The sequence below is a fragment of the Sphaerisporangium sp. NBC_01403 genome, assembly GCF_045040145.1.
Classification (GTDB): Bacteria; Actinomycetota; Actinomycetes; order Streptosporangiales; family Streptosporangiaceae; genus Sphaerisporangium; species Sphaerisporangium viridialbum.
In genome coordinates this window covers 2,186,594-2,198,379 of record NZ_CP109534.1, presented here as the reverse complement: position 1 = coordinate 2,198,379, position 11,786 = coordinate 2,186,594, and the positions used below count along the sequence as shown (strand labels likewise).

The 11,786-nt window shown below is 68.1% G+C and carries 11 protein-coding genes; 4 read left to right on the top strand and 7 right to left on the bottom strand.

What is annotated here, in order from left to right; translation table 11 throughout:
• Positions 1-75: 75 nt before the first annotated feature.
• Together OG589_RS09580 and OG589_RS09575 are read left to right on the top strand one after the other, a co-directional pair.
• Positions 76-1,575 (top strand): TldD/PmbA family protein, encoded by a 1,500-nt coding sequence (locus tag OG589_RS09580; RefSeq protein ID WP_405147993.1) that lies wholly within the window; start codon positions 76-78, stop codon positions 1,573-1,575.
• Complete coding sequence (locus OG589_RS09575; protein WP_405147991.1) at positions 1,572-2,939, top strand: metallopeptidase TldD-related protein; 1,368 nt, start codon at positions 1,572-1,574, stop codon at positions 2,937-2,939. The genes OG589_RS09580 and OG589_RS09575 overlap by 4 nt, the downstream gene beginning before the upstream one ends.
• Before the next feature lie 86 nt (positions 2,940-3,025).
• On the opposite strand, the gene OG589_RS09570 is transcribed toward OG589_RS09575, so the two are convergent.
• Positions 3,026-3,238 (bottom strand): dodecin, encoded by a 213-nt coding sequence (locus OG589_RS09570; RefSeq protein WP_405147989.1) that lies wholly within the window; start codon positions 3,236-3,238, stop codon positions 3,026-3,028.
• 86 nt (positions 3,239-3,324) lie between these two features.
• Between OG589_RS09570 and OG589_RS09565 the strand changes: the two genes are divergently transcribed.
• The gene (locus OG589_RS09565; RefSeq protein WP_405147988.1) at positions 3,325-3,645 is read left to right on the top strand and encodes a DUF3099 domain-containing protein; all 321 of its coding nucleotides are present in this window, start codon (positions 3,325-3,327) and stop codon (positions 3,643-3,645) included.
• A gap of 197 nt (positions 3,646-3,842) precedes the next feature.
• Here OG589_RS09565 and OG589_RS09560 read toward each other — a convergent pair whose 3' ends face one another.
• The 4 genes from OG589_RS09560 to OG589_RS09545 all read right to left on the bottom strand — a co-directional run bounded on the left by OG589_RS09560 (position 3,843) and on the right by OG589_RS09545 (position 7,621).
• The gene (locus tag OG589_RS09560; protein ID WP_405147986.1) at positions 3,843-4,100 is read right to left on the bottom strand and encodes a DUF6457 domain-containing protein; all 258 of its coding nucleotides are present in this window, start codon (positions 4,098-4,100) and stop codon (positions 3,843-3,845) included.
• A gap of 43 nt (positions 4,101-4,143) precedes the next feature.
• Positions 4,144-4,893 (bottom strand): molybdenum cofactor guanylyltransferase, encoded by a 750-nt coding sequence (locus tag OG589_RS09555; protein ID WP_405147985.1) that lies wholly within the window; start codon positions 4,891-4,893, stop codon positions 4,144-4,146.
• 1 nt (position 4,894) lies between these two features.
• Positions 4,895-5,884 carry a GTP 3',8-cyclase MoaA gene (gene moaA, locus OG589_RS09550; protein ID WP_405147983.1) on the bottom strand — a complete coding sequence of 330 codons (990 nt, stop codon included), beginning with the start codon at positions 5,882-5,884 and terminating at the stop codon, positions 4,895-4,897.
• A gap of 549 nt (positions 5,885-6,433) precedes the next feature.
• Entirely contained in the window at positions 6,434-7,621 is a 1,188-nt protein-coding gene (locus tag OG589_RS09545) for an RtcB family protein (protein ID WP_405147981.1), read from the bottom strand.
• Between the two features lie 735 nt (positions 7,622-8,356).
• On the opposite strand from OG589_RS09545, the gene OG589_RS09540 reads away from it, so the two are divergent.
• Positions 8,357-9,865: an RtcB family protein gene (locus tag OG589_RS09540; protein WP_405151998.1), complete on the top strand. Its 1,509-nt coding sequence runs from the start codon at positions 8,357-8,359 to the stop codon at positions 9,863-9,865.
• Positions 9,866-10,080: 215 nt separating this feature from the next.
• Here the strand turns inward: OG589_RS09540 and OG589_RS09535 are convergent, their stop codons facing one another.
• Complete coding sequence (locus tag OG589_RS09535) at positions 10,081-10,917, bottom strand: GNAT family N-acetyltransferase (protein ID WP_405147979.1); 837 nt, start codon at positions 10,915-10,917, stop codon at positions 10,081-10,083.
• A complete protein-coding gene (locus OG589_RS09530) occupies positions 10,914-11,786 on the bottom strand; it encodes an alpha/beta fold hydrolase (protein ID WP_405147977.1) in 873 nt (290 codons plus the stop codon). The genes OG589_RS09535 and OG589_RS09530 overlap by 4 nt, the downstream gene beginning before the upstream one ends.

Sequence of the window (11,786 nt, the reverse complement as noted above, 5' to 3'; positions counted from 1 at the left end):
GCAACGACGCTATCGCCTACTCACAGGTAAACCCTTATCCGCGCCGTACAAGATCACAGGGCTAGGATCGTGGACATGCGCCAGATCGATCCCGACTTTCTCGCCCTGCCGCTGCGGCAGCTGGCGGACGCGGCCCTGGAACGTGCCCGTGAGCTGGGCGCCGAGCACGCCGACTTCCGGCTCGAACGCGTGCGCGGCGAGACGCTGAATCTCTTCGACGCCCGCCTCGAAGGCTCCATGGACGCCGACGACCTGGGTTACTCCGTGCGGGTCATCCGCGGCGGCACCTGGGGCTTCGCGGCGGGCATCGAGCTGACCCCGCAGGCCGCCGCGGCGGTCGCCGAGCAGGCCGTCGAAGTGGCCAAGGTCGCCGCCGCCGTCAACCGCGAGCCCGTGGAGCTGGCCCCGGAGCCGGTCCACGCGGGCGTCACCTGGGTGTCGCCCTACGAGGTCGACCCCTTCACCGTGCCCCTGAAGGACAAGGCCGACCTGCTGGCCGACTGGTCCTCCGGCCTGCTGAAGGATCCCAGGGTCGACCACGTCTCGGCCTCGCTCATGCAGGTCAAGGAGCAGAAGTTCTACGCCGACACCGCCGGCACCGAGGCCACCCAGCAACGGGTCAGGATCCACCCGGTCCTCACGGTGATGCGGGCGGCCGACGGGCGCTTCGACGACATGCGCACGCTCGCCCCTCCGGTGGGCCGCGGGTACGAGTACCTCACCGGCACCGGCTGGGACTTCCCCGCCGAGCTCGCCACGCTGCCCGAGCTGCTGGAGGAGAAGCTCAAGGCCCCCTCCGTCGAGGCGGGCACCTACGACCTGGTCATCCACCCCTCCAACCTGTGGCTGACCATCCACGAGTCGATCGGGCACGCCACCGAGCTCGACCGCGCGCTCGGCTACGAGGCCGCCTACGCCGGCACGAGCTTCGCCACCTTCGACAAGCTCGGCACCCTGGAGTACGGCTCGCCCGTCATGAACGTCACCGGTGACCGCACCGCCGAGCACGGCCTGGCCTCGGTGGGCTACGACGACGAGGGCGTGGCGACACGGCAGTTCGACATCGTGCGCGACGGCACGCTGGTGGGCTACCAGCTCGACCGCCGCATGGCCCTGCTGAAGGGCCTCGGCTCCTCCAACGGGTGCGCGTTCGCCGACTCCCCCGGGCACGTCGCGATCCAGCGCATGGCCAACGTCTCGCTGCGGCCCGCGCTCGACGGCCCCTCGACCGACGAGCTGATCTCCCGCGTCGAGCGCGGCCTCTACGTGATGGGCGACAAGAGCTGGTCCATCGACATGCAGAGGTACAACTTCCAGTTCACCGGCCAGCGGTTCTACCGCATCGAGAACGGCCGGCTCACCGGGCAGGTGCGCGACGTCGCCTACCAGGCCACCACCACCGACTTCTGGCGGTCGATGGAGGCGGTGGGCGGCCCGCAGACGTACGTGCTCGGCGGCGCCTTCAACTGCGGCAAGGGCCAGCCGGGCCAGGTCGCGCCGGTGAGCCACGGCGCCCCCTCCGCGCTGTTCCGCGGAGTCAAGATCCTCAACACTGTTCAGGAGGGCGGAAAGTGACTCCTCAGGAGACCGTCGAGCGTGCCCTTGCCCTCAGCAAGGCGGACGACTGCGTCGTGATCGTCGACGAGGGGTCCACGGCGAACCTCCGTTTCGCCGGCAACACCCTGACCACCAACGGCGTGGCGCGCTCGTCCCAGCTCACCGTGATCTCGATCACCGGGCGCGGCGTCGGCGTCGTCTCGCGCTCGGCCGTACGTCCCGAGCAGCTCGCCGACGTCGTCACCGCGGCCGACCTGGCCTCGCACCAGGCCCCGCCTGCCGAGGACGCCCGGCCGCTGGTCGCGGCGGCCCAGTCGCCCGACTGGGACCGGCCGGCCGAGTCCACCTCGATCGGCGTGTTCGGCGAGTTCGCGCCGGCGCTCGGCGAGGCGTTCGCCGGGGCCGAGACCGCCAACCGCAAGCTGTACGGCTTCGCCGAGCACACGGTGACCTCGACGTTCCTCGGGTCCTCCACCGGGCTGCGGCTCCGGCACGACCAGCCGACGGGCAGGCTGGAGCTCAACGCCAAGTCGCCCGACATGAGCCGTTCCGCCTGGACCGGCGTGGCCACCAGGGACTTCACCGACGTCGACGTCGCCTCGCTGGACGAGACGCTCGCGCGCCGCCTCGACTGGGCCAAGCGCCGCGTCGACCTGCCCGCCGGCCGCTACGAGACGCTGATCCCGCCCACCGCGGTGGCCGACCTGATGATCTACCTCTACTGGTCGGCGGGGGCCAGGGACGCCGCCGACGGCCGCACGGTCTTCTCCAAGCCCGGCGGCGGCACCCGGGTGGGCGAGTCGCTGTCGGCCTCCGCCGTCCGGCTCCACAGCGACCCGGCCGCCGGAGGCATCGAGTGCGCGCCGTTCGTGGTCGCCCACGCGGGCGGCCGCGAGCGGTCGGTCTTCGACAATGGCCTGCCGCTGTCGGCCACCGACTGGGTCGGCGACGGCTCGCTGGCGGCCCTGCTGCAGACCCGCTACTCCGCCGAGCTGACCGGGCTCGCGGTCACCCCGCCGATCGAAAACCTGATCATGTCGGGGCCCGGGGGCGGGCGCTCGCTGGACGAGATGGTCGCCTCCACCGAGCGGGGCCTGCTGCTCACCTGCCTGTGGTACATCCGCGAGGTCGACCCCCAGTCGCTGCTGCTGACCGGCCTCACTCGTGACGGCGTCTATCTCGTCGAGAACGGCGAGGTCGTGGGCGAGGTCAACAACTTCCGGTTCAACGAGAGCCCGGTCGACCTGCTCGGCCGGCTCACCGAGATCGGCCGGGAGGAGCAGACGCTTCCCCGCGAGTGGAACGACTACTTCACCCGCACGATCATGCCGGCCGTGCGTGTGCCCGACTTCAACATGTCGACGGTCAGCAAGGCCAGCTGAGGCGCCTTCGCCGGTGCCGGGAGCCCTCTGCCTCTCGGCACCGGCCTCAGAGGGCTCTCACGGGGCTCTGGGAGCCGTCCGAGGGGTCAGGAGTCCTCCAGGCGGAAGCCGACCTTCATGCCCACCTGGTAGTGCCCGATCTCGCCGTCCTCGATATGGCCGCGGACCTCGGTGACCTCGAACCAGTCGAGGTGCCGCAGCGTCTCGGCGGCACGCCGTATCCCGTTGCGGATCGCGTGGTCCACGCTCTCCGACGACGTGCCGACGATCTCGGTCACGCGGTACGTACGATCGCTCATGCAACTCTCCTCACCATCGGCCTTGATCGTATGACGGCCGGGGTCTCCCACGGCCGCCGTCGGACCCCCCTGCCCGAAGGTCTACCGTGGAGCTTGTGAAGGTATGGCATGGCCGTACGGTCGTACATCAGGTCACCGACGCGAGGCCCTCGCTCACGGCCGACATCGGCCGCAGGGAGAAGCGCTATTTCATCCAGATGGGCATCCGCACCCTGTGCCTCATCCTTGCCGTCGTGCTCAACGTACCCTGGCCGATCAGAGCGCTGCTCGTCGCCGGGGCGATCTTTTTGCCCTACGTTGCCGTCATCGGGGCCAACGAGCCGACTCGTGGTGCGAGCTCGCCCATTGACTCGGAACTACCTAACCAAACCGAGATACCAAGGCACCGACGCGAGATCGGGTCGTGACAAAGTCTTGACGCACCCCATGGGTTGTAGGTGTACGCTTTAGACAAGCGCTCTGGTCCCCCGTCGGAGCGCTACTGCCGGCGTTCCGGGCCCCCGTCGGAACGCCGATGAAGCGACGCCGGGTGGTTTGCCCCCGTAACCACCCGGCGTCGCCCATTTCTGCGTTTAAACATCCGAAACTATGTAATTCGGATGACTCAACGGTCACCCAGCGTCTCCGCCGTGGCCTGACCCCAGTTCCGCGCCAGCGTCGACAGGCGCTCCAGCGCCTCCGGTGACGCGGTGCCCGCGCCCTGCGCGAGACCGAGCAGGTACGCCGTGAGCGGCGCCGCCGGCCGGGCCACCCCGTGGGCGACGTCCCTGGTCAGGTCGAGAACCGCGTCGCGATCCACTTTCTCCGGGTCGATGCCCAACTCCTTGCAGACCAGCGCCGTCCACTCGACCAGCACGTTCATGAGATCCCTTTCGTCCTAATCATTGGCGAACGACAAAGCCCGTTCAACGTTTGTCGGTCACGCTCGGGAATCGCTTTCTGGCGTCACTCACGTCGTCGAACGTGTCGCAATCGAACCACGGAACACGGCCGTCGTCGCCCACCGCCAGGCTGAGCCGTACCGGTTCGAGCGGGCCGAGCAGCCCGTACAGGGACCGCCCGTCGTACGCCGCCAGCGCGCCGGCGAGCGCGTCCGTGCGCCAGACGCCGGTCAGCCACTGCTCGCGCCCGCCGTCGTCCACCAGCACCGCACCCGGCCGCGGCCCCGCCGCCGCGCGTAGCGCCTTGACATGTCCTGTCAGCAGGAACGGCAGATCGGCCGCCAGCAGCGCCACCCATGGCGAGGAGACCCTCGCCAGTCCCGCGCGAAGGGCGGGGACCGGTCCGCCTCCGGGCGGGTCCTCCCGGACGAACTCGGCGCCCGCCAGGCCGGGACGTTCAGGCCCCACCACGACGAGCCGGACGGCGTCGGGGACTGCGGCGACGACCCGCTCGATCAGCGTCAGGCCGCCCACGCTTACGCCGGGCTTGTCCCCTCCCCCGAGCCTGCGCGCCCCGCCCCCGGCCAGGACCACCGCGTCGTACGGCCCGGGCGGGTCCACCTGCTGGTACGGACTGGACGGGGCCACCTGCTCGTACGGACTGGACGGGGCCGCGTGGTCGTTCTGGCCGGGTGGGACCGGATGCTCGTAGGTACCTGGCGGGGCCGCCTGCTCGTACGGGCCGCGCGGGGGCGCGTGCTCCCCGGGGGGCACCTCAGCCGCCGATGGCCGACATGGGGCGCGCCGGCTGCAGGAAGCTCGGGTCGTCGATGCCGTGCCCGGCCCGCTTGCCGCGCACGGCGGCGACCCACCGCGCGGCGAGCTCGTCGTCGGAGGCGCCCGCGCGCAGGCCCGCGCGCAGGTCGGACTCCTCGGTCGCGAACAGGCAGTTGCGGATCTGGCCGTCGGCGGTCAGCCGCACGCGGTCGCAGGCCCCGCAGAACGGGCGGGTCACCGAGCCGATGACCCCGACCCGCGCGGGGCCGCCGTCCACGAGGAAGATCTCGGCGGGGGCGCTGCCCCGCTCCCCCGGGTCGTCGGGGGTGAGGGCGAACTCGGGGGTCAGCATGGCGAGGATCTCGTCGGCGGTGACCATGTCCTCGCGGCGCCAGCCGTGCTGCGCGTCAAGCGGCATCTGCTCGATGAACCGCAGCTCGTACCCCTTCTCCAGGCAGAACCGCAGCAGCTCGGGCGCCTCGTGGTCGTTGACGCCGCGCATGAGGACCGCGTTGACCTTGACCGGGCGAAGGCCCGCCGCGTCGGCGGCGGCGAGGCCCGCGACGACGTCCGCCAGCCGGTCGCGGTGCGCGAGCCGTACGAAGGCCTCGCGGTCGAGGGTGTCCAGCGAGATGTTGACCCGGTCGAGACCCGCGGCGGCCAGCGGCGCGGCGAGGCGGGCCAGGCCGATGCCGTTGGAGGTGATCGACACCTGGGGCCGGGGCCGCAGCGCCGCCGTGCGCGTGACGATCTCGACGAGCTCGCGCCGGAGCAGGGGCTCGCCGCCGGTGTAGCGGACCTCGGTGATGCCGAGCCGCTCGACGCCGATCGTCACCAGGCGGCAGATCTCGTCCGCGGTGAGCAGGGCGGGCTTGGGCAACCAGTCGAGCCCCTCCGGTGGCATGCAGTAAGTGCAGCGAAGGTTGCACTTGTCGGTCAGCGAGACCCGGAGGTCGGTCGCCACTCGCCCGAAGGAGTCAACGAGCACCGGGGGGCCTCCTGTCGTGCGTGCGGGTGTTACCGGTCAGACCGCCAGCCTACGGCGAACCGCGAAACCCCCTTCACGTTAGGCCCTCATCCCCGGCCTCCGGGGCCCCCAGCCCGACCTTCTGGGGTCTTCTAGGGTCGCCAGCCCCTGTCCGGGGACTTTCCGGCGATGAGCCTCGTACCGGACTTCTCCCAGATTGCCCAACCCGCGGCACGGCCCCTGACCTTGCCCTCGGCTCCGAACCTCCAAGCGTCAGGTCCGCGCGATCCAGGTTCTGAAGGTCGTCCTGCGTACCGAGCTCACCCGTCCGGCGAGGAGGCGCCGGCCACGGATCTTCCCCGAGAAGGTCGACCCGGCGAAGTTGCCGCCCGCCCCCGACTGCGAGGAGCCCGTGCGTACCCGGCGAAGGGAGCCGCGCGCGGTCCGGCGCCGGCAGGACCCGGAATGAGCAGCCCGCCGAAACCTCCGCCTCTTCCCGGAAGCGGGGGTTGACCGTGCACGGACACCCCCGCCTCCTTTCCGGAAGCGGGGGTATCAGCCGTACTGCCGTCAACCCTTGATGCAGATGATCTGGCGCAGGTGGGCGACGACCTCCACCAGGTCGGTCTGGGCGGCCATGACCGACTCGATGTCCTTGTACGCGCCCGGGATCTCGTCCAGCACCCCGGCGTCCTTCCGGCACTCGACTCCGCTGGTCTGCGCCTCCAGGTCGCTCACCGTGAAGGTCTTCTTGGCCTTCGTCCTGCTCATCTTCCGGCCGGCCCCGTGCGAGGCGGAGTTGAACGCCTTGGCGTTTCCGAGGCCCTTGACGATGTACGTACCCGTCGCCATCGACCCCGGGATGATGCCCAGCTCCCCCTGCCCCGCCCGGATGGCCCCCTTACGGGTGACCAGGAGCTTCTGCCCGTCGTAGGTCTCCTCCGAGACGTAGTTGTGGTGGCAGGAGATGGGCTCCTCGAAGCGGATCCGCTTGAAGTGCTTGCGCAGCACGTTGCAGACCAGGGCGAGCATCACCGCCCGGTTGCGGCGGGCGTAGTCCTGCGCCCAGAACAGATCGGACCGGTAGGCGTCCATCTTCTTGGTGCCCTGGACGAACACCGCGAGGTTGGGATCCGGCAGCCCCTGGTTGTGTGGGAGCTTGCGCGCCTGCTCGATGTGGTACTCGGCCAGCTCCTTGCCGATGTTGCGCGACCCCGAGTGCAGCACCACCCACACCACACCCTCATCGTCGGAACACACCTCAAGGAAGTGGTTACCTCCACCGAGCGTGCCCATCTGGACCTCGGCCCTGGCCCGCAGACCCCGCACCGAAGGAGCCAGCCACTCGAAGTCCTCCCAGAACTCCTTCCACCCCTCCTGCGCCAGACCGAACACCTTCGACGGATCCACCGGACTCTTGTGCTTGCCGAACCCCACCGGCACCGCCTGCTCCAAACGCCCCCGCAGATAGGGCAGATTGTCCGGAAGGTCCGCCACCTTCAGCGACGTCCGCACCGCACTCATCCCACACCCGATGTCCACCCCCACCGCCGCAGGCGACACCGCGTCCCGCATCGCGATCACCGAACCCACGGTGGCCCCCATACCGTGATGCACATCCGGCATCACCGCGACACCATGCGTCCACGGCAAATTCGCCACATTACGCAACTGCTGCATCACCTGCGGCTCGACCTCATCAGGATCAGCCCACATCCGAACAGGCGCCCGCCCCCCGGCCACCTTCATGAACACCATCGCGCGTCGCCTCCCTTCACAGGACCCTTCCTGACACCACCAATAACGCCAGACCACCCCCAACCACCGCAACCGAATTAACGATCACCCGGAGCGCCCGAACCCTTCCGGCCGATTTCTCGTCCGCGATCCACCCATGTCGGTGCCGGCAGATCCGGCCTCGCTATGGCCGTGCGACGTTCAGACGGTCGGAGGTGTGGGCCGAACCATTGGGATCGGGTTGCGGTGGATCGACGGCAGGCCGCCAAATGCGGGACTATCCAGGATGCCTTGGAACCACGACGGGAAGACATCCGCAAGATGCCGGAACTCGATCTAGCATGGCCATATTGGTCAGATAGATCGATAGCCCGTCAGGCCAGGAGTCATCATCCTGGTTCACGAGCCGATGTGCCATAGGACTGCAAACGGCATCAACTGCCTTGTTGCCATCCTAATGGGCTGTTTAGTGACGATATTATAGGCTCGCTGCACCCTTTGGATGCACTCAATGACTCTATCGAATGCATCGCTTATATCATCTTTGCCTGGCTCAAATTCGGCTTCCATGACGATAGCCGCTTCTACCACAGTGACATCACGCTCTCGCCGTCACACCGATTCTCGGAATGCAATTTATCAAGAGCGTCGATCATGTTGCGGGGGTAAGTGAACGTGATAACGTTCCCGTGCGGTATCGCCAGATAATCGGGAAGAGGCATGAACCAGTAAACCAGATGATGGTTCCCGTCCGAGATCAGCTCATTTTCCACATACTCGGACATATGCTACCGACCCAACCAGCTCGCCCAGCGGCACATCGCCGAGGCCAAGAAGACGATGGCGCAGTACTTCATCCAGCTTGAGGATCCCGACCTGGCCTACCTGGTCCAGAGCTCCCCGCAGTTCGGCACCTACATCCGCGACATGCTGTGGGCCCAGGCCTACGCCGTGGCGTCCCCGGCGCGCATTCACCACGTCCTGTCCGCCGCGCTGTTCTCCATCGTCGGCGTCGGCGAGCGCCTGCGCACGATCAGCTGCTTCGCAGGTGAGACCGGCGTAGTGACCAGCTTTGGCGTACGGCCGATCGCCGAGCTGGCAGGCGGTATCCATGAGTTGCTCACCACGGAAGGCGAATGGGTCAAGGCGCCCATCCGGTCCTTTGGTCGACAGCGGCTCATGCGCGTACGGCTCTCGCGCAACAAGGTCGAGAAGGTGATCTACGCCACCCCCGAGCATCGATGGCTGCTGCGCACCCATTCCAGCGGGGGCACACGGTACTGGGGTAAGAGGCCCGCCGAGGTCACCACAGCGGAGCTGAAGCCAGGTGACCGCCTCGCCTGGAGCTTCCCTCTGCGTCCGGAAGGCATAGTCGTCGACCACGAAGGCGCTGCCAGAGGCTTCGTCTTCGGTGACGGGACTGTTAGCCCTCCCAATAGGTCTCGTGCGAACTTCTGTGGCGAGAAGGACATCGCCCTGTTACCCCTCTTCCAGGGCCTCGGCAGGCCGCCACGGACGTACCCAACCATGACGGTCATCAACGGGTTACCCCTGAAATGGAAGACGTGCGTGCCGAGTCTCGACTGCGCACCCTCCTACCTGTACGGCTGGCTGGCAGGATACTTCGCCGCCGATGGTGATGTCGGCAAAACAGGCCGCCCTACCCTCGTCTCGGCGGTCCGCAAGAACCGCGAGCAGGTGCGCACAATGTGCAACTTGCTCGGCATCGGAACGTACGGAGTCCGGACGAATATGAGATCGGGGTACGGCGAGAAACCCACGCCGATATACCTCCTGGGGATCATGCGCGGCGATGTCGACCCTTCCTTCTTCCTCATCCCCGCCCATCGAGAGCGGTTCGAGGCAGGAATTGCCCACCACAACTTCATACAGATGGAGAGCACCACGGCCAGGACCTGTGGATCACCCGTAAGGGCGCCATCACCGACGTCGGCGAAGAGGGGTGATCCCCGTCTCGATGGGGACCTGGTGATACATCTCCGCGGCCGCAGGAACCCGGGCTCGTACAACTCCTGCTCCCACGGCGCCGGCCGCCGCATGTCACGCAGCCGAGCCAAGCGAGAGCTATCAGCCAAGTCACTCACCGAAGCGATGCACGGCCGAACCTGGAACGCCAACCGCGCCGCCGCCCTCGTCGACGAACACCCTGAGGCGTACAAGTCCATCGACCAGGTGATGCAAGACCAGAAGGACCTGGTGGAGATCCAGCACACCCTGCACCAGATCTTCAACTACAAAGGCTGAAGCACAGACACGCGCCCCGCCGCCCAACACCAGGCGACGGGGCACCCCTCTCCGAGAGTCAAATGAACGACACCCTCGTTAGGAGAGCGGTGACGTGGAGGAGCCGTCAGGTGCGTTGATGCGCGAGGCTAGGCTCGCCCATCCAGTCCGGATTGCCGGCCTGTCAAAACCTCCGGCGGCAGCACTGGAGGCCGGGCCGTTCCTACCCCGCCCCGCTACTCGCGCCAGAGCCAGGTGACCCGCTCGTACAGCGGCTCGAAGCCGGTGCGCAGCATGTTGTGGAGGGATGTGTTGTGGTCGCCGGGGGTTTCCGCTCCGGTCTCGGCGACGAGCCATCGGCAGCCTGCGGCCTGGGCTGCCCGGGCGCGGGCGGTGAGCAGTGCTGAGTGGGCGCCGCGGCGACGGCCTTCCGGGAGCGTTGCTCCGCCGAACATGTCGGCGCACTCTCCGTTGATGAAGATGCTCCCGACCGCGATGATCCGCTCGCCGTCCCAGACGGCGTACTGTCGCCAGTTCGGCTTGCCCACGCACGACGCGGCCATGTCGATCATGTCCGGCGTGTTGAAACCGAAGGCAGTCATCATGACGGTGGCCCACTCGTTCGCCTGGTGTGGCTCGACCAGGCCGACGCGCAGGCCGGGGTCGAGCGGCGCGATGCCGTCGCCTGCGGACAGCGTGGTCTCGGTGTCGCAGCCCAGCTTTACGTAACGACGTCCGTTCGTGAGGTCCAGTTGGGCGACGGCCGAGGCCCAGTCCGGTGGCAGCAGCGGCGGCGCGATCATGAACGCGCCCTGGGACACGCCCTGCTTGCGGTAGAAGTCGCAGACTTGTGCCAGGACGTCTGCGGTGATCGGCTCGCCTGCGCCGAACCCGCCGGCCCGGTTGAAGAAGTGGCTCGGGTCCTCGCGGACCGCCAGTGCGAGCGCCGAGCCGATGTGCAGCGAGCCGATGCCCAGCGACTCCCGTACCGGCGTCGGCGCGCCGGTCACGAAGTCGACGTACGCCGCGATCTCGGTCTGCTCGGCCAGGCTGAGCGGCACGGTGGTTTTCACTTCCGGTTTCCCGTCTCTTGGTCGTGTATGAAGTCCAGCACGGCGGAGGCGAACTCGTCGGCCTGCTCGATGTGCCCGAAGTGGCCGCTCTCCCGTAGCTCGCACAGCCGTGCGTTCGGCATTGCTGCGTGCATCTCGTACGCCAAGCGGGGTGGGCAGATGAAGTCGTAGGTGCCGACGATCACCAGTGTTGGCACGTTGATCGTGCCGAGCCGGTCCCGCACGTCCCAGCTGACCGGGAGCCGGTTCGGGTCGTGGATGACCACCAGGGCAAGCTCGCCCAGCCGTTCCACCGTCTTGCGGTAATCGGCGAAGTAGGCGGGCAGGATGCCGTTTATGTAGCGCCCGAACGACTCGTCGTCGGTGACTTCCATCGTCCGTGACAGATTGACCGCGTCCCACATCCGGCCTGCCTCGACCGCCTCCGGCCGATCCGCCCAGCGCTGGACGAAGGACGCCATCTCCTTTGTCGCGGTCTCTCTCTCCCGCCGCCCGTTCGCAGGCGCGGTGTCGTAGAGGATCAGCCCGTCGAGACGGTCAGGGTGGTCGAGGCCGAACTGGAGGGCGACGAAGCCGCCGTGTGAGTGGCCGAGGAAGTACCCGGTGGGAGCACCGATGTCGTCGAGTACGGCTTCGGCGAAGCGCGCGTAGCGGGACACGGAGTAATCCCCGTCCGTTAGCAGGTCGCTGTCGCCGGAACCGACCGGGTCCAGGTAGACCAGGGTCAGCCCGCGTTCCAACCCGGGTATCCGCAGGTACTCCGGGTGCACGCCCGGGCCTCCGGAGTGCACGAGGCACACGGGGCCCTCACCCGCGATGCGGTAGACCTGGCGTATGCCGGCGACGACGGCGGTCCGTGCCTCACCCAC